15 protein-coding genes and 1 riboswitch are annotated in these 17,043 nt (G+C 68.2%); of the genes, 7 read left to right on the top strand and 8 right to left on the bottom strand.

Features of this window, described 5'->3' with window-relative positions; translation table 11 throughout:
* Positions 1-54: 54 nt before the first annotated feature.
* The 7 genes from gcvH to ASE34_RS06785 all read right to left on the bottom strand — a co-directional run bounded on the left by gcvH (position 55) and on the right by ASE34_RS06785 (position 7,383).
* Complete coding sequence (gene gcvH / locus ASE34_RS06815; protein ID WP_056278046.1) at positions 55-432, bottom strand: glycine cleavage system protein GcvH; 378 nt, start codon at positions 430-432, stop codon at positions 55-57.
* Positions 429-1,613 (bottom strand): glycine cleavage system aminomethyltransferase GcvT, encoded by a 1,185-nt coding sequence (locus ASE34_RS06810; RefSeq protein ID WP_056278043.1) that lies wholly within the window; start codon positions 1,611-1,613, stop codon positions 429-431. The genes gcvH and ASE34_RS06810 overlap by 4 nt, the downstream gene beginning before the upstream one ends.
* Positions 1,614-1,768: 155 nt before the next feature.
* Positions 1,769-1,863, bottom strand: a riboswitch (glycine riboswitch).
* Between the two features lie 127 nt (positions 1,864-1,990).
* On the bottom strand, positions 1,991-2,827 hold the full coding sequence (locus tag ASE34_RS06805) for an ABC transporter ATP-binding protein (RefSeq protein ID WP_056278039.1): 837 nt from the start codon (positions 2,825-2,827) through the stop codon (positions 1,991-1,993).
* Positions 2,824-3,687, bottom strand: coding sequence for an ABC transporter ATP-binding protein (locus ASE34_RS06800; protein WP_053095559.1), 864 nt, complete (start codon positions 3,685-3,687; stop codon positions 2,824-2,826). The genes ASE34_RS06805 and ASE34_RS06800 overlap by 4 nt, the downstream gene beginning before the upstream one ends.
* Positions 3,684-4,664: an ABC transporter permease gene (locus tag ASE34_RS06795; protein WP_053095558.1), complete on the bottom strand. Its 981-nt coding sequence runs from the start codon at positions 4,662-4,664 to the stop codon at positions 3,684-3,686. The genes ASE34_RS06800 and ASE34_RS06795 overlap by 4 nt, the downstream gene beginning before the upstream one ends.
* Positions 4,657-5,652: an ABC transporter permease gene (locus tag ASE34_RS06790; protein WP_053095557.1), complete on the bottom strand. Its 996-nt coding sequence runs from the start codon at positions 5,650-5,652 to the stop codon at positions 4,657-4,659. The genes ASE34_RS06795 and ASE34_RS06790 overlap by 8 nt, the downstream gene beginning before the upstream one ends.
* A gap of 39 nt (positions 5,653-5,691) precedes the next feature.
* Positions 5,692-7,383, bottom strand: a complete 1,692-nt coding sequence (locus tag ASE34_RS06785) for an ABC transporter substrate-binding protein (protein ID WP_056278036.1) — start codon at positions 7,381-7,383, stop codon at positions 5,692-5,694.
* A 243-nt stretch (positions 7,384-7,626) separates the two neighbouring features.
* Here ASE34_RS06785 and ASE34_RS06780 point away from each other — a divergent pair, with 243 nt between their 5' ends.
* Genes ASE34_RS06780 through ASE34_RS06750 form a run of 7 tightly spaced genes read left to right on the top strand, consistent with a single transcriptional unit; the run spans position 7,627 to position 14,962 of the window.
* On the top strand, positions 7,627-8,343 hold the full coding sequence (locus tag ASE34_RS06780; protein WP_056278033.1) for an NUDIX hydrolase: 717 nt from the start codon (positions 7,627-7,629) through the stop codon (positions 8,341-8,343).
* The gene (gene nadA, locus ASE34_RS06775; RefSeq protein WP_053095554.1) at positions 8,340-9,677 is read left to right on the top strand and encodes a quinolinate synthase NadA; all 1,338 of its coding nucleotides are present in this window, start codon (positions 8,340-8,342) and stop codon (positions 9,675-9,677) included. The genes ASE34_RS06780 and nadA overlap by 4 nt, the downstream gene beginning before the upstream one ends.
* Entirely contained in the window at positions 9,674-11,188 is a 1,515-nt protein-coding gene (gene nadB / locus ASE34_RS06770; protein WP_056278031.1) for an L-aspartate oxidase, read from the top strand. The genes nadA and nadB overlap by 4 nt, the downstream gene beginning before the upstream one ends.
* Positions 11,188-12,039 carry a carboxylating nicotinate-nucleotide diphosphorylase gene (gene nadC / locus ASE34_RS06765; RefSeq protein ID WP_056278027.1) on the top strand — a complete coding sequence of 284 codons (852 nt, stop codon included), beginning with the start codon at positions 11,188-11,190 and terminating at the stop codon, positions 12,037-12,039. Before nadB ends, nadC begins: the two co-directional genes overlap by 1 nt.
* A 5-nt stretch (positions 12,040-12,044) precedes the next feature.
* Positions 12,045-13,184: a cysteine desulfurase family protein gene (locus ASE34_RS06760; RefSeq protein ID WP_056278024.1), complete on the top strand. Its 1,140-nt coding sequence runs from the start codon at positions 12,045-12,047 to the stop codon at positions 13,182-13,184.
* 36 nt (positions 13,185-13,220) lie between these two features.
* The gene (locus ASE34_RS06755; RefSeq protein WP_056278022.1) at positions 13,221-14,168 is read left to right on the top strand and encodes a glycosyltransferase family 2 protein; all 948 of its coding nucleotides are present in this window, start codon (positions 13,221-13,223) and stop codon (positions 14,166-14,168) included.
* A 20-nt stretch (positions 14,169-14,188) separates the two neighbouring features.
* Positions 14,189-14,962 carry an SDR family NAD(P)-dependent oxidoreductase gene (locus ASE34_RS06750; RefSeq protein WP_053095549.1) on the top strand — a complete coding sequence of 258 codons (774 nt, stop codon included), beginning with the start codon at positions 14,189-14,191 and terminating at the stop codon, positions 14,960-14,962.
* Positions 14,963-14,969: 7 nt separating this feature from the next.
* Here ASE34_RS06750 and ASE34_RS06745 read toward each other — a convergent pair whose 3' ends face one another.
* Positions 14,970-17,015: an ABC transporter ATP-binding protein gene (locus ASE34_RS06745; RefSeq protein WP_053099050.1), complete on the bottom strand. Its 2,046-nt coding sequence runs from the start codon at positions 17,013-17,015 to the stop codon at positions 14,970-14,972.
* Between the last annotated feature and the right edge of the window lie 28 nt (positions 17,016-17,043).

The following is a 17,043-nucleotide window of genomic DNA, read 5'->3' as shown; positions in this document are numbered from 1 at the left end:
TGGGCGGCGGCGGTGGTTCCGATATGACGATCGGCGAAAGAGACCACTGGACGATCAGCCCTCCGTGAGAGCGACGTACGCGTCGCGGTCCATCAGGCCCTCGAGCGCACCGGCGGCGACGGAGACCTTGATGAGCCAGCCTCCGTCGAACGGCTCGGCGTTCACGAGCGACGGGTCGTCGACGACGGCGTCGTTGATCTCGACGACCGTGCCGGTGACCGGGGCGTAGAGCTCGCCGACCGACTTGGTCGACTCGATCTCACCGACGACCGACCCTGCGGTGATCTCGGTGCCGACGGCGGGGAGTTCGACGAAAACGACGTCTCCCAGCTTGTCGGCCGCGTAGTCGGTGATCCCGATGGTGACGGTGTCACCGCCAGCGGCGATCCACTCGTGCTCGTCGGTATAGCTGAGTGCGTTGAGATCGGTCATTTGGTCCTCCGGTAGAAAGGCAGGGCGGTCACGGTCGCGGGGATCCTGGTCCCCCGCACATCAAGGAATACTGCGGTTCCCGCGGCAGCGGAAGAAGGTGCCACGTAGGCCATCGCGATCGGGTGGCCGAGCGTCGGGCTCAGTGCACCGCTGGTGACCTCGCCCAGCACGATGCCGTCCGCGTCGACCACCGAGTAGCCCGCGCGTCCGGCACGCTTGCCCTCGGCGACCAGGCCGACGAGCACCGGAGCGTCGGATGCGGCATCCACCGCTCCCTTGCCGATGAAGTCATCTTTGTCGGACACCACCACTCGCCCGAGACCGGCCTGAGACGGCTTCGTCTCGCGCGAGAGCTCGTGACCGTAGAGAGGCATCCCCGCTTCGAGCCGGAGGGTGTCGCGCGCGGCGAGGCCCGCGGGGACGAGCCCGTGCGGCTCACCCGCCTCGACGAGGGCGTCCCACAGGGCGGGTGCGTCGGCGGCTCTCACCAGAAGCTCGAATCCGTCCTCACCCGTGTAGCCCGTGCGGGCGAGCAGCAGCGGTGCACCCTGGAACAGCGCATCGGCCCAGGCGTAGTACTTCTGCTCCGCCCATGGGGTGCCGAGATCGGTGATGCCCGGCGTCGACGAGACGATCGCCTCGGAGGCGGGGCCCTGGACCGCGAGCAGGGCATAGTCGTCGGAGACGTCTTCGACGTCCACGCCCCTGTCGCCGATGAAACCCGCGAAGCTGCGATCCTCTCCCTCGGCCCTGGCGGGCATCTCGCGTTCGATCCGCGATGGGAACGAACGGACGCGCGATGCGAACGCCGCGTCGACGAATCCGCGGTTCCCCGCGTTCGCGATCACCAGGAAGCGGTCGTCTGCGAGCCGGTAGACGATCACGTCGTCGATGATCCCGCCGTCGTCGGCGAGCATCAGGGAGTACTTCGCCTTGCCGACCGCCATCGCCGACAGCCGGCCCGCGAGCGAGTAGTCGAGGAACTCCCCGGCGAAGTCGCCGGTGACGAGGAACTCCGCCATATGGGAGATGTCGAAGATGCCGGCCGCCTGCCGCACGGCGTGGTGCTCGGCGAGGTCGGACGTGTATCGCACCGGCATCTGCCAACCGCCGAAGTCGGTGAACGATGCACCGAGCGCCTCGTGGCGCTCACGCAGCGGGGTGTAGCGGGGGTCGGACATGGAGTTCTCCCGGGCTGGATCGGGCGGAACAGCGACGCTGCTCCTGGGAACTCCCCCTCTGTCATGAGCCTGAGAGCTTCGCCCAGAGACTGGGCTTTCACCGTCGGCGGATCCGAGCTGACGCGGCGTCGCTCGAGATCGCTTTTCAGAGTGGCCGGAACCGCGCGGTACGCGTACCTGAGAGATTGGCGGGGAGGCTTGCTCCTTCGGTGCCCGGCTGCATTCGCCGGGGCTCTCCCGCGTGGGTCATTCGGCCTGTCTTCACTTGTGGCCTCAGTCTAGCGGGTCGACGTCGTCGGCACAGGCCGCAGAAAGCCGCGCTCCCCCGACGCCCCGAAGGTGGGGCGCCAGGCGAGCGCGGCGTCATGCACTGGAGGTCAGTGACCCGCCAGCTCGGCTCTGACCTCGTCTCTCAGACGCCCGAGGTTCTCGGGCTCGGGCGCGGCGCCCAGCAATGTCCTGGTGTACTCGTGCTGCGGATTGAGGATGACCTCGTCGGCGGGGCCGCGCTCGACGACATCACCCTTGTAGAGCACCATGATCTCGTCGCTGAAGTGACGTGCCGTCGCGAGATCGTGCGTGATGTAGAGCACGCCGAGGTTCTCCTCCCGCTGCAGGTCTGCGAGCAGGTTGAGCACTCCCAGTCGGATCGAGACATCGAGCATCGAGACCGGCTCATCCGCGACGATGAACCGCGCTCCCGGGGCGAGCGCACGAGCGATCGCCACGCGCTGCCGCTGGCCACCGGACAGCTCATGCGGGCGACGTTCGGCGAAGCTCTCGCCGGGCGACAGCCGCACGCGCTCGAGCAGCTCGATCGCCCGCGCCCGCACCTGGGAGCCAGACAGCTTGGGGTGGTGGAGCCGGATCGGCCGCTCCAGATGATGGATGATCGTGTGGAACGGGTTGAGTGACGCGAAGGGGTCCTGGAAGACCATCTGCACCTGGGAGCGGTAGTCCTCCACGGCGCGGCCGCGCATGCCCGAGTCCTTGCCGTCGAGCAGGATCTGCCCGCCCGTCGGCGTCTCGAGCTTCATCAGCATCCGGGCGATCGTCGACTTGCCCGACCCGGATTCGCCGACGAGAGCGACCGTCTTCCCCGCTTCGATGGTGAACGAGACGTCCTTCACTGCGTGCAGGACCGACGTCTTGAGGCCGGATCGCAGCGTGAAGTCCTTCACCAGGTTGCGGGCTTCGAGGGTGGGAGCACTCATCGGACCTCCTCCTGACTGGGCTGGTTGCCGGTGCGGACGAAATCTCCGCGCTCGCCGGTCAGACTCGGGAAGCTCGACAACAGCTTCTTGGTGTATTCGTGCTGGGGCGTGCGGTAGATCTCCTCCGCGGTGCCCTCCTCGACGATCTGCCCCTGCAGCATCACGGCGATGCGGTCGCTGATCTCGATCAGCATGGGCAGGTCGTGCGTGATGAAGATCACCGCGAAGCCCAGCCGCTCACGCAACCGCATGATCTCGCGGATGATCCCGCGCTGCACGACCACGTCGAGCGCCGTGGTCGGCTCGTCCATGATCATCACCTGAGGGTCCAGCGCGAGCGCCATCGCGATCATCATGCGCTGACGCATGCCACCGGACAGCTCATGGGGGAAGCTCGTCAGTCTCGACGGGTCGACCCCGACCAGGGTCAGCAGCTCTTCGGCCCGCGCCTGCTTGTCCTTCTTGGACATGCCGGGGCGATGGGTCTCAAAGATGTCGAAGATCTGCGCCTTGACGCTGATGACCGGATTGAGCGAGTTCATCGCTCCCTGGAACACCATCGAGATCTTGTCCCAGCGGAAGGCCCGCAGCCCATCGCCGTCGAGAGCGACGATGTCGATGTCGTGGCCGTCGCGGTCATGGAACACGATCTCGCCGCTGGTCATGAGCGCAGGAGCCTTGAGCAGCCGATTCATGCCGTAGGCGAGCGTCGTCTTGCCGCAGCCGGACTCACCGGCGAGGCCGAGGATCTCGCCTCGGTTGAGTGTGAGAGAGACGTTGCGGACCGCCTTCACGGGCGGATCCACCTCGTACTCGATCGACACGTCCCGTGCGGTCAGCACGGCATCCGGAGCGCTCATGCGGCGACCCCCTTCGTCTTGGCCGCCTTGCGCACGCGCCGAGCGGCGTCGGGTGCATTGCGGAGCTTGGGGTTGATGACCTCGTCGATCGCGAAGTTGATGAGCGAGAGTCCGGCGCCGAGCATGGCGATCATGATTCCCGGTGGGACGAACCACCACCAGGCGCCTCGTCCGAGCGCCTGACCTGACTGCGCGTCGTTGAGGATCGTCCCCCAGGTGATGGAGGAGTTGGGGCCGAGACCGAGGTATGAGAGTCCGGCCTCGCCGAGGATCGCGAAGATGATCGCGAACAGGAACTGCGCGGTGAGCAACGGCAGCAGGTTCGGCATGATCTCGACCAGGATGACGCGGAAGGATCGCTCTCCCGCGACCTTGGACGCGTAGACGTAGTCACGGGTGCGCAGAGATCGGGTCTGCAGCCTGAGCACGTAGGCGGCACCGGCCCAGGACGTGATGCCGAGCACGAACGCGACGAGCTGCCAGCTGCGCTGCGGGACGAAGGAGGAGATCACCATCACCAGCGGCAGGCCGGGGATCACGATCATCACGTTGGTCAGCAGCGCCAGGGTGTCCTCGCGCCATCCGCCGAGGTACCCCGCGAGGACTCCGAAGACAAGCGACAGGATGATGGCGATTCCGCCCGCTACCACGCCCACGAGGAGCGAGCCCTGGGCGCCGATGGCGAGCTGGGCGAACATGTCGTTGCCCAGCTTGGTGGTGCCCAACCAGTGCTCCGGCGAGGGCGGGAGCAGTGCGGGGTTGTCGGTGCTTCGAGGGTCCTGCGAGAAGATCGGCGCGATGATCGCGAACAGCACGATCGCGATCACGATGCTCGCGCCGATGATGAACTTCGTCGATGAGGTGGGAAGGACGCGGCGGCGTCTGCGGCCCCGCTGGGTGGCGAGAGAGATCGTGCTCGCAGGCTGGGTCATGGGCTGATCCTTCGTGATCAGCACTGTGTTCTCGGTGTCAGACATTCTGGCGAGCCCTCGGGTCGATGAAGCCATAGACGAGGTCCATGATGAAGTTGGCGGCGAGCACCGTGATCGTGATGACGAGGAAGAGTCCCTGCATCAGCGCGTAGTCGTTGTTCGTGACCGCCTGGAACATCAGCTTCCCGATGCCCGGGTAGGTGAAGACCTGCTCCATGACGATGGAGCCGGCGACAACGAAGCCCAGGGTGATCGAGAAGCCGGCGATCGAGGGGATCGCGGCATTGCGGGCGGCGTACGTCGTCATAATGCGACGCGGACGGAGCCCCTTGGCCTCGGCCGTGAGCACGTAGTCCTCGGCCATGGTCTGCACCATCATGTTGCGCATCCCGAACATCCAGCCGCCCACCGACGAGATCACGATCGTCAGTGCGGGCAGGATGGCGTGCGAGAGCGCATCCATGAAGAACGCCCAGGTCGGCTCGGGACCGTCCGGGAAGTCGAACACGTCGTAGCCGCCGAAGATCGGGAACCAGCCGAGCCCAACCGCGAACACCGAGACGAGCAGCAGCGCCATCCAGAAGTACGGGATGGACTGCAGCACGGTGGTCGCCGGGATGAGGTGGTCGACCCACGTTCCGCGCTTCCATCCCGCCCAGGCGCCGAGGACGACGCCGAGGATGAAGGAGATCACGGTCACCGTGCCGACGAGGATGAGCGTCCAGGGCAGCGCCTGCCCGATCAGCTCGCTCACCGGCGCGGGGAACTTGGTGACGGAGATGCCCAGGTCGCCCTGGAACATGCGCCCCCAGTACGCGATGTACTGATCCCAGAGGGACGAGTCATCACCGCCGAGAAGCAGCTTGATGTTGCGGATCGTGGTCTCGGAGACCTCGCCGCCCGCTCGCTGCATCTTGGCGATCATGATGTCCGCCGGGTTCCCCGGCATGAGCCGGGGAAGCAGGAAGTTGAGTGAGATCGCGGCCCATAGCGTGAACGCGTAGAACCCGATTCTTCGTGCATAGAACTTCATGTCACTGACCGTGCTTCCTGCTCCCCCGACTCCATGTGCTTAGTTCGCCGGCTCGAGCTGCGTCAGGACGTAGCCCGCCGCGATCGCACCCCAGGACGGCGGGAAGGCATAGAGGTCCTCCTCCGTCGGCCATCCCGTGAAGTCCTTCGTGTTGTAGAAGGTCTGCGTCGCGTTGATCACGAGCGGGATGTAGGGCAGATCACGGACGATCTCGGTCTGGATCGTGCCGTACAGCTCTTTCTTCTCTGCCTCGTCGTTCGTGCTGATCGCGGCCTGGACGGCCGTGTCGACGACGGGGTTGCTGTATCGGCTGAAGTTCCAACGCCCCGCGGGCACCTCCGAGCCCACCGCTGCGGTCGAACCGACGGTCGTGCCGCCGAACCAGTCGCGGTAGATCTGGAACGGGTCGGCCACCGAGGTTCCGACCACACCGCCGACGATCAGCTGGAACTCACCGCCCTGACGGGCGTCCGAGAATTCCTGCCACTGCACCGTGGATGCCGTGATCTTGATGCCGGCAGCCTCTGCCTGCTCGGCGATCAGCTTCGCCGCATCGTTGTAGTCGGTCCAGCCGTCGACCGAGATCAGGCTGAGCTCGAGCGGCACGCCGTCCTTCGCGTAGAAGTCGCCGTCCTTCGTATAGCCGGCGGCCTCGAGGATCTCGCCAGCCTCGTCGGCGTTCGCCTCCTGGGGGCTGATCTCGTTGGCGGAGTCCGCGACCCACTTCTCGTCACGGGGCAGCAGCGCGAAGGTCGGCGAGATGTCGCCGGTCAGACCGACGAACGCCTTGTCCTTGATGGCCGCGCGGTCGATCGCGACGTTGAGCGCCTGTCGAACCGCGACGTCGGTCTGGGGACCCGTGCATCCGAGCTCGGCGTTCGAGCACGTGTACAGGACGGTCGGGTCCTGCGGCGTGTTGATCCAATCGATCGCTCCGTTGCCCGTGACGTCGTCCGGGTTCGGGATGAACATGCCCGTCCAGTCGAGCTTGCCGGCGGCGAGCAGGTCCTGTGCGGTCTGGTTGTTGTCGACCGCGATGTACTGGACCTTCTTGACTCCGAGCTCGTCGGCGTCGCGGAAGTTCTCGTTCGCGACGAGCGTGTACGACTCGCTCGTCGTCTTGTCGACCACGTAGGCGCCGGAGCCGACAGGCTCTTCGTTGGCGAAGTTCGCGAAGTCGGTGACCTCCGCCCACACGTGCTCGGGGAGGATGTAGGTCGAACCGAGGCGCTGGAACTCGGTCGTGTACTGCGCGGTCGTGTACGTGAGGACGACCGTGGTGTCGTCGGTAGCCTCCGCCGAGACGAGACCGTTGCCCTCAGGGTTGTTGGCCTCGTAGGTGAAGGAGAACGCGACGTCGGCGGCGGTCAGCGGCTCTCCGTCGCTCCACTTGAGATCGGGCTTGATGGCGATCGTGATCACCGTGCCGTCCTCGTTGTATTCGTACGAGTCTCCGATCAGACCGACGGGCTCGGAATCCGCCGTCTTGTTGAAGAAGAACAGCGGCTCGTAGATCGGCCCGAGTGCACCGTGGAGCACGGTCGGGGCGAACGGGTTGTAGTTCGCGGTGATGGGGGTCTGACTGCCGGCCCAGACACGAAGAGCACGGTCGCCATCGCCACCGCTCCCCTCGTTGCCTCCGCCTGCGCCACAGGCCGTCAGGCCCAGGGCGAGGACGGATGCCCCCGCCACAGCGGTGAGCGCGATCTTGCGCCTTCCGTTACGGATCATTCTGTATTTCCTCTCGGTGCTGCACTGCAGGAGGGATTTCTCCGGGTGGAGTCGAACTCCGGACGGAGTTCGCAACAGATCCCGAAAGGGATTTGTTAGGACAGTAACCTAACAAATCCCTTTCCTAGCGACAAGAGTCCAGAACGCTGGTATATAACGTTTCGGCCTCAGGGGCGGTGGCGTCATGAAGATGCACTAACAGTCGAGATGACACTAAGATCGGAGCAGGAGGTTAAGGTACATATGACCCAAAGCAGAGGCATCGACGTCGCCGTGTCGACCGTGATCCTCACCCTTCGACGCGCCGAGGACGGCTCGGCGGTGCTCGCGCTGCCACTCGTGCTGCGCACGCGCGAGCCGTTCGCCGGCCAGTGGGCCCTCCCCGGCGGCTGGCTCACCGAGACCGAATCGGCTGTCGACGCCGCAGCCAGGACTCTGGCCGAGACGACGGGACTGACGCCGAGCTATCTCGAGCAGCTCTACGCCTTCGGGGCCGTCGACCGCTCCCCCACCCGCGTCGTGTCGATCGTGTACTGGGCACTGCTCCGCCAGGATGACGTCGACGCGCAGAGCGCGGCGCATCGGGCATCCGGCAAGCCTCCGGAGAACGTGCGCTGGGTCGACCTCGATGAGCTCCCGGCGCTGGCCTTCGATCACACGAAGATCGTCGAGTACGCCCTGTGGCGACTGCGGAACAAGGTCGGCTACAGCCGCGTCGCCCACGGCTTCCTTCCTGCCGAGTTCACCCTGGCGGATCTCCGCGAGGCGTACGAGGCCATTCTCGGCAAGCACCTGGATCCGGCCAACTTCCGCCGCCAGGTCGAATCCGCCGGCAACCTCCTTCCCACCGACCGGTTCCGCACCGGCAACCACCGACCCGCCCGCCTGTACCGCTACAACACCGACGTCGAGCTGGCCGATCACGGCCCCCTCGGCCCCGAGGAGACGAGCACCCGATGAGCATCACCTTCGTTCCCACACCGGTCGTCCAGCCGATCGACGCCTCTGTCGATCACGCGATCCAGTCGATCGTGTCCGGCGCCTCGACCGACGCGACGTGCGCGACCGACCTCGCCGCCGGCCCCTGGGACTTCGACTCCCGCCCCGGATACGGTCCCGGGTCGTCGATGGGCGACGTCATCCCCACCGGCGCTCCGCGGCAGGGAGAGCTCCCCGCCGAGTACCGAGAAGCCGGCGAGGCCGACCTCGACGAGCGCATCCGCATCGCGAAGGCCACCCTCGGTGACCGCGCCGTCGTGCTCGGGCACTTCTACCAGCGCGAAGAGGTCGTGCGGCACGCCGACTACGTGGGCGACTCGTTCCAGCTCGCGACCGCGGCGAAGGAGCGTCCGAACGCCGAGGCGATCGTGTTCTGCGGAGTGCACTTCATGGCCGAGACGGCTGATCTGCTCTCGGGACCCGACCAGGCCGTGATCCTGCCCAATCTGGCGGCCGGATGCTCGATGGCCGATATGGCGGACATCGATCAGGTCGAGGACTGCTGGGAGCAGCTCGCAGACGTGCTGGGCGACCTCGACACACCCGATGCGGGTGGACGGGTGCCGGTGATCCCCGTCACGTATATGAACTCGTCGGCCGCGATCAAGGGCTTCGTGGGGCGCCACGGAGGAATCGTGTGCACCTCCTCGAATGCGCAGACCGTACTCGAGTGGGCATTCGAGCGCGGTCAGCGCGTGCTCTTCTTCCCCGACCAGCACCTCGGCCGCAACACCGCGAAGGCGATGGGCGTACCGCTCGAGCGGATGCCGATGTGGAACCCGCGCCAGGCGCTCGGCGGATCCTCCGCGGCACAGCTCGTCGACTCGCAGGTGATCCTCTGGCACGGGTTCTGCTCGGTGCACCGCCGTTTCACCGTGGATCAGATCGACCAGGCGCGGGCCGAGCACCCCGGGGTCCGGGTGATCGTGCACCCTGAGTGCCCGATGGCCGTCGTGGACGCGGCGGACGAGGCGGGATCGACCGACTACATCCGTCGGGCGATCGCCGCGGCGACCACGCCGACCACCTTCGCGATCGGCACCGAGATCAACCTCGTCCGTCGCCTCGCGGCGCAGTTCCCCCAGCACGAGATCTTCTGCCTGGACCCGGTGGTGTGCCCCTGCTCGACGATGTACCGCATCCACCCCGGGTATCTCGCCTGGGTGCTCGAAGAGCTCGTCGCGGGCCGCACGCCGAATCGGATCACGGTGACGGCGGACGTGGCCGACCCCGCCCGCATCGCCCTCGAACGGATGCTGGCGGCGAAGCCGCCCGTGGCGGCGAGCGCCCGATGAACGTCGTCGTCGTCGGCTCGGGCATCGCCGGACTCACGACGGCCCTGCACGCGCACGAGACCGGTCACTCGGTCACGGTCGTGACGAAGGGTGCGCTGGGCGACGGCTGCACGGGGTACGCGCAGGGCGGCGTCGCCGGAATCTACGGCGTCGGCGACTCGGCGGCACAGCACGCCGCAGACACCATCGATGCCGGAGCAGGACTCTCGGATCCCGCCGCGGTCGATGTTCTCGTGCACCAGGGCGCGACCAGGATCGCGGAGCTGATCGCCCGAGGCGTCGCGTTCGACCGCTCACCCGACGGGCGGGTGCTGCTCGGGCGGGAGGCGGCGCACCGTCACGCACGCATCGTGCACGCCGGAGGGGATGCCACGGGAGCAGAGATCACCCGGGCGATGGTGGCCTCGGTCCGCGACGCGGATGTCACCGTCGTGGAGGGCGCCTTTCTGGCCGACGTGATCGCCGAGGACGGCGTCGTGCGCGGCGTGCGGGTCCAGGTCGGCGGGGCGGTCTCGGAGCTCTCCGCCGACGCGGTCGTGCTCGCCACGGGCGGCGCAGGGCACCTGTATGCGCACACCACGAATCCCCTCGGCACCACGGGCGACGGCATCGCCGCCGCCGTGCGGATCGGGGCCGCGGTGGCCGACCTCGAGTTCGTGCAGTTCCATCCGACGATCCTGGCCGAGGGTCCCGCCTTCCTCGTCTCGGAAGCGGTCCGCGGCGAAGGGGCGACGCTGGTGGACGCCGACGGCCGGCGATTCGTCTTCGACAGCCACCCGGACGGCGAGCTCGCCCCGCGCGACGTCGTCGCGCGGGCGATCGCCCGCCAGTCCGCCCGACAGGGCTCCCCGGTGCGTCTCGACGCGACCATGATCGGCGGACTCAGACTCGCGCAGCGATTCCCGACGATTGATCGCGTGACGCGGGAACGCGGTCTCGACTGGGCCTCCACTCCGATCCCGGTGACACCCGCCGCCCACTATCTGATGGGAGGCGTCGTCACCGACCTCGACGGGCGCACCTCCGTCCCCGGGCTCTTCGCCGTGGGCGAGGTCGCGCGCACCGGCGTGCACGGCGCGAATCGTCTCGCCTCGAACTCGCTGCTCGAAGGCGCGGTCTTCGGAGCCCGCGCGGCAGCCGCGCTCGGCACGCCCTGGCAGCATCCTCCCGTCAGCTCGCAGCGCGGCTCGGCGCCTCGCGCACCTCTGTCCGAGGAGTCGGAATCCACCGGCGAGATCGCTGTCGGCGCCGACTTCAGTCGCGCAGCGCTGCAGCGCCTGATGTGGGACCACGTCGGCCTGCTGCGCTCGGAAGAGGGTCTGCGACACGCCGCAACCATCGTCGGCCGCTGGCTCGCCGCGATTCCCGAGCCGGCCACCGTCCGCGAGCGCGAGGATGCGAACCTCCTCCTGCTCGCCCGCGCGACCGCGTCTGCCGCGCTCGCTCGCACCGATTCCGTCGGTGCGCACTTCCGCGAACCCCTCGCCTCACCTCTCCTGGAGACAGTCTGATGCTCACCGCCGCCCACATCACCCGCGTCGTCAGCGCAGCCCTCGAGGAAGACGCCCCCTGGGGCGACCTGACGAGCGCGACCCTGCTTCCCGCGGATGCCACCGCCACTGCCGACCTCGTCGCCCGCGAAGCGGGCACCTTCAGCGGCGGCGAGGTGTTCGCGGCCGCGTTCCACCTCACCGATCCGGCGATCGCGGTCGACGTGCATGTGGGCGACGGAGACGCCTTCGAGGCGGGCGACGTGCTCGCCTCGGTATCCGGCTCGGCCCGCGGCATCCTCACCGCCGAGCGCATCGCTCTGAACTTCACCCAGCGGATGAGCGGTGTCGCGACAGCCACCGCCGCCTACGTGCGCGCGGTCGAGGGGACATCGGCGCGGATCGCCGACACGCGGAAGACGACCCCGGGCATGCGAGCGTTCGAACGGCATGCGGTGCTCTCGGGCGGTGGTCACAACCACCGGTTCTCGCTGTCCGATGCGGTGATGGCCAAGGACAACCATCTCGCGGTGCTGAAGCGCTCGGGCGTCGACCTCGCCTCGGCTCTGCGGGATGCGCTCTCCCGGCTGCCTCACACGACGCACGTGGTCGTCGAGGTCGACCGGCTCGATCAGATCCCCGCCGTGCTCGACGGGGGTGCGCACACGGTGCTGCTCGACAACTTCTCTCTCGACGACCTGCGCGCCGGGGTCTCGATGATCGGCGATCGCGCGCAGGTCGAAGCCTCGGGCGGGGTCGCTCTCGACACGGTCGGGGCGATCGCGGCGACCGGGGTCGACGTCATCTCGGTCGGCGCCCTGACGCACTCCGCCCGGGCGCTCGATCTCGGTCTCGACGTGCGGATCGACTGACGGGGATGCTCTATCTCGATCACGCCGCAACGGCTCCGGTGCGACCGGAGGTCGTCGAGGCCATGCGCCCGTTCCTGACCGGGGTCTTCGGCAATCCGTCGAGCCACCACACGTACGGTGAGGCCGCGGCGAGCGCACTCGATGACGCACGGTCGCGGGTGGCCCGAGTGCTGGGCATGCGCGCGGGCGATGTGATCTTCACATCCGGTGGAACGGAATCGAACAATCTCGCGGTGAAGGGCATCGTGCTGGCACCCCTCGCACGCGGTCGCCGGCATCTGGTCGTCTCGCCGATCGAGCACGAGTCGATCCTCGAATCCGCCGACCACCTGCGGCGCTTCCACGACGTCGAGGTGACGCCGATCCCCGTCGACGGCCTCGGCAGGATCTCCGTCGCCGCTCTGACGCAGGCCCTGCGCGATGACACCGCACTGGTCGCCTTCGGACACGCCAACAACGAGATCGGCACGGTCCAGGACGTCGCCTCCCTCGCAGCAGCCGCGAGGGAGGCAGGCGTCCCGGTGCATGTCGACGCCGTGCAGTCTGCGGGGTGGCTGCCGCTCAGCGGCCTCGGAGCGGATGCCGTCGCGATCGCCGGGCACAAGCTCGGAGCTCCGAAGGGGGTCGGAGCGCTCGCCGTGCGAGGGCGCGTCGCGCTCGAGCCGCTCATGCACGGGGGCGGCCAGGAACGAGGACGCCGTTCGGGCACCGAGAACGTCGCCGGCGCGGTGGCCCTCGCGACAGCGCTGGAGCTCGCCGACGCGGAGCGCGAGGAGGCGAGCGCCCGGGTCGCTGAGTCGACGGGGCGCTTCATCGCCGCGGTGCACGCACTCGTGCCGCAGGCGGCCCTCACCGGCGACCCCGTGACACGGCTGCCCGGCACAGCGAGCTTCACGTTCGCCGGAGTCAGCGGGGAGGCTGTCCTGCTCGAGCTCGAGCGTCGGGGAGTGGTGTCGTCGAGCGGTTCTGCCTGCGCCGCCGGAAGCGACGAGCCCTCGCATGTGCTTCTCGCATGCGGGATCTCCCCCGCGGTCGCGCAGACCTCTGTGCGGTTCACCTTCGGACGCGAGGCGCTCCCGCACGACCTGGCCGAACGGCTCGCCGGGCTGGTCGCCGAATCGGTGCGCGCGGTCACCCACCCCTGAACGACGAGCCCGACCGGCCGGCCATAGACTCGGCTCGTGACCGCCTCCGCCCCGATCGTGACCCTGATCGTCCCCGGCCGCGACATCGGCGCCTTCGCTCCTGCCGCACTCGAGTCGCTGCGCTCGCAGACCGAGACGCGGTGGAACGCGATCCTCATCGACGACGGATCCAGAGACGACACGGCGGAGATCTTCGCCGCGGCCGCCGCATCGGATCCACGGTTCCGGGCGGTGCAGCACGAGGCGTCCCGCGGCCTGGGTGCCGCGCGGAACGTCGGCATCGACCTCGTCAACACTCCCCTGATCGGCTTCCTCGACGCAGACGACGAACTCACGCCCTCGGCCCTCGAACGACTCGTCGGGACGCTCGTCGAGACCGGCAGCGATTTCGTCGCCGGCGCCTATGTGCGGTCGCGCTTCGACGGCGAGCGCTACGTCGCGGGGCGCGTGCAGCCGTGGGTGTCGGCAGCGACGTCGCCCGAACGACTCGCCACCACGATCGCGGAGCACCCTCGAGCGAGCGCGAACATCGTGGCTTGGTCGAAGGTCAGCCGCACCGAGTTCTGGAACGACTTGAGGTTCCCCGAGGGCGTCGCCTACGAGGATCAGGTGGTCGCCCAGCTGATGTACACACGGGCGCGCAGCTTCGATGTCATCCCCGACACCGTGGTGCGCTGGCGCCTGCGCGCGGACGGCACCTCGATCACGCAGGGGCGTGCGAAGCTCCCCGTGCTGCGCGACTATCTCACGGCTCTGCGCGGAGGAATCCGCGTGCTGCACGAGGCGGGGGCACAGGCCGCCGTCACTGCCCGTCTCGAGCTGATCCTGGCCATGGACATTCCGCCGCTGCTCGAGATCGCGCGCACGCACACCGAACCGGACTACTCAGACGAGGTCGACGCGTTCGTCGCCGAGATCGAAGCACTCCCCGAGCACGCCGCCGCCCGCCCCGATCCCGCCCTCACCGCCGCGCTGGCGTGGTGAGACGCGCACTCTGGAGACCGATGAACCAGTACCTCGCCGACCTCTTCTCGCTCGAGGGGCGCACCGCCGTCGTCACCGGTGGCAGCTCGGGCATCGGACGCGGCATCGCGACGGCACTCGCGAGCGCAGGCGCCTCGACCGTGATCGTGGCGCGCGGTGAAGCGCGGATTGCCGAGACCGTGGCGGAGCTCACCCGCGCCGGATGCCGGGCGGCAGGAGTCGTCGGAGACCTCGGCACGCGGGAGGGAATCCGAGCCCTCGCTGAAGCGGCCGTCGAGCCGTTCGGCGAGCCGGACATCCTGGTGAACTCCGCAGGGATCAACATCCGCCCGCCGTTCTCCGAGATCACCGAGGGCGACTGGGACGCGACGATGACCGTGAATGCGCTCGCCCCTTTCCTGCTCGGCCAGCGCTATGCCACCGGCATGGCCGAGCGGGGCTACGGGCGCCTGATCCACATCAGCTCCCAGCAGGCGCATCGCGCGTTCGTCGGCAGCGGCGTCTACGGCGCCTCGAAGGGAGCCGTGGAGTCGCTGATGCGCTCGGAGGCCGAGGCATGGGGAAGCACCGGAGTCACGAGCAACAGTCTCGTCCCGGGGTTCGTGCTCACCCCGCTCAACGCCCGGCTGCAGGAGGACCCCGAGCAGATCGCCGCCCTCGCCGCACGGACCATGATCGGACGCAACGGACTGCCGTCGGATTTCGCGGCCGCGGCCGTGTTCCTCGCCGGCGCCGGCTCGAGCTACGTCACCGGGCAGTCGCTGTTCATCGACGGCGGCCTGTCGGTGCACTGAGCACGTCTCACCCCTCGGCCGGGTAGACCCGCTCGTCGGCACGGGACACGTCGAGCAGCGGAACCGGAGCGGTGAGCGCGTCGACCGCATCCGCCCCGGCGGAATCCTCCGGAGCCCGGTCGGCCCGACGGTGGGCGAGGGCCGCGCGCACGCCTCCCGAGACGGCCGTCTCGACGGCCCTCTCCGTATCGAGCACACGCGAAGCGGCCACCTGCTGCGCGGCGAGCTCGGCATAGAGACCGCCCCGCGCGAGGAGCTCGGCGTGAGTGCCCGACTCCACGATCAGGCCGGCTTCGACGACATGGATGACGTCGGCCCCCATGATCGTCGAGAGTCGATGCGCGATCGTCAGCGTCGTGCGCCCCTTGGCCGCTTCGTCCAACGCCTCCTGCACGACGCGCTCCGACACCGTGTCGAGAGCGGACGTCGCTTCGTCGAGCAGCAGCACGGGCGGATCCTTCAACAGCACTCGGGCGATCGCGATGCGCTGCTTCTCACCGCCCGAGAGACGGTATCCCCGTTCTCCGACCACGGTGTCATAGCCGTCTTCGAACCCGCTGATGATGTGATGGATGTTCGCTGCGGTGCAGGCGGCGATCATCTCCTCGTCCGTCGCGTCGGGTCTGGCGTACAGCAGGTTCTCGCGGATCGTCGCGTGGAACAGGTACGTCTCCTGCGAGACGATGCCGACCTGGTCGATGATCGACTCCTGCGTGAGGGTCTTCACGTCCGCTCCCGCGAACAGCACCGCGCCGCCATGCGCCTCGTACAGTCTCGGCGCCAGATACAGCACCGTCGTCTTGCCCGCACCCGAGGGACCGACGAATGCGACGTGCTGACCGGGCTCGGCCACGAAGGAGACGCCCTGCAGGGTGGGGCGAGCATCGGGTGCCGCGTCCGGATAGCGGAAGACGACGTCGGCGAACTCGATCCGTCCCCGTGGCCCCGGCGCTTCAGCGACCGTGATCGCATCCGGGGCGTCCTGGATCTCGGGCACCAGGTCGAGGTACTCGAAGATGCGCGCGAACAGCGCGGACGACGTCTGGAGGTCGAGCGACACCCGCATGAGGCCCATCAGCGGCTGCAGCAGACGGGCCTGGACGGTCGTGAAGGCGACGACGGTTCCCGCGGTGATCGCGCCGGTGCCGCCGGCGATCAGGTAGCCCGAGACGAGGTAGATGACCGCGGGGACGCTCGCCATCAGCACCTGGACGACCGCGAAGAAGCCCTGCCCGCTCATCGCCCGCCGTACCTGCAGCCTCACCTGGTTGCGGTTCTCGGCCTGGTACCGCTGCGATTCGGTGCGCTGTCGGTTGAACGCCTTCGACAGGAGCATCCCCGACACGCTCAGAGTCTCCTGCGTGATGGAGGTGAGCTCGGACAGCGACTCCTGGGTCTCGCCGGCGATGCGCGCACGGACCTGCCCCACGCGTCGCTGCACGATGATGAGGAACGGCATGAGCACGACAGCGATCAGCGTGAGCCGCCAATCGATCAGGATCATCGCGACGAGGGAGGCGATGACCGTCACGACATTGCCGAGGATGCTGGTCACGGTGTTGGTCAGGACGCCCGAGACGCCGCCGACGTCGTTCTGCAGACGCGACTGGATGACGCCGGTCTTCGTCCGGGTGAAGAATCCGAGCTCCATGGCCTGCAGATGCTCGAACAGCCGGACCCGCAGGTCGCCCGTGACGCTGTTGCCGACGGTCGAGGTGAGCCAGGTCTGCGCGACGCCGAGGACGGCGGAGAGGAGGAAGAGCCCGACCATCGCCGAGACCAGCCAGATCAGGAGCTGCAGCTGGGGGCCACCGCCGTCGACGGGGAAGAGCGCGTCGTCGAAGATGCGCTGCACGATCAGCGGCGGGATCACGGCGATGGCGGCGCCGATCACAACCAATACGCCGGTCCAGAAGATGCGCCAGCGGTACGGACGGAACAGCGCGATCACCCTGGATCCGAGCCCGCTGATGCGCGGTGCCTCGGCGTTGAGCCGACGCTGTGCGCTCTCGTCCACACCGCGGAATCCCCCGCGTCCACCACCCATGCTCATGTCGCCAGCGTAGTCAGCACGCATGACC

It is taken from the genome of Microbacterium sp. Root280D1, from assembly GCF_001428975.1.
In the GTDB taxonomy this organism is placed as follows: domain Bacteria; phylum Actinomycetota; class Actinomycetes; order Actinomycetales; family Microbacteriaceae; genus Microbacterium.
This window is presented reverse-complemented; position numbering and strand designations above follow the sequence as displayed.

Excerpts from the sequence above, each read along its gene's own strand:
- gcvH (WP_056278046.1), bottom strand. The coding sequence starts at position 432 with ATGACCGATCTCAACGCACTCAGCTATACCGACGAGCACGAGTGGATC.
- ASE34_RS06810 (WP_056278043.1), bottom strand. The coding sequence starts at position 1,613 with ATGTCCGACCCCCGCTACACCCCGCTGCGTGAGCGCCACGAGGCGCTC.
- ASE34_RS06805 (WP_056278039.1), bottom strand. The coding sequence starts at position 2,827 with ATGAGTGCTCCCACCCTCGAAGCCCGCAACCTGGTGAAGGACTTCACG.
- ASE34_RS06800 (WP_053095559.1), bottom strand. The coding sequence starts at position 3,687 with ATGAGCGCTCCGGATGCCGTGCTGACCGCACGGGACGTGTCGATCGAG.
- ASE34_RS06795 (WP_053095558.1), bottom strand. The coding sequence starts at position 4,664 with ATGTCTGACACCGAGAACACAGTGCTGATCACGAAGGATCAGCCCATG.
- ASE34_RS06790 (WP_053095557.1), bottom strand. The coding sequence starts at position 5,652 with ATGAAGTTCTATGCACGAAGAATCGGGTTCTACGCGTTCACGCTATGG.
- ASE34_RS06785 (WP_056278036.1), bottom strand. The coding sequence starts at position 7,383 with ATGATCCGTAACGGAAGGCGCAAGATCGCGCTCACCGCTGTGGCGGGG.
- ASE34_RS06780 (WP_056278033.1), top strand. The coding sequence starts at position 7,627 with ATGACCCAAAGCAGAGGCATCGACGTCGCCGTGTCGACCGTGATCCTC.
- nadA (WP_053095554.1), top strand. The coding sequence starts at position 8,340 with ATGAGCATCACCTTCGTTCCCACACCGGTCGTCCAGCCGATCGACGCC.
- nadB (WP_056278031.1), top strand. The coding sequence starts at position 9,674 with ATGAACGTCGTCGTCGTCGGCTCGGGCATCGCCGGACTCACGACGGCC.
- nadC (WP_056278027.1), top strand. The coding sequence starts at position 11,188 with ATGCTCACCGCCGCCCACATCACCCGCGTCGTCAGCGCAGCCCTCGAG.
- ASE34_RS06760 (WP_056278024.1), top strand. The coding sequence starts at position 12,045 with ATGCTCTATCTCGATCACGCCGCAACGGCTCCGGTGCGACCGGAGGTC.
- ASE34_RS06750 (WP_053095549.1), top strand. The coding sequence starts at position 14,189 with ATGAACCAGTACCTCGCCGACCTCTTCTCGCTCGAGGGGCGCACCGCC.
- ASE34_RS06745 (WP_053099050.1), bottom strand. The coding sequence starts at position 17,015 with ATGAGCATGGGTGGTGGACGCGGGGGATTCCGCGGTGTGGACGAGAGC.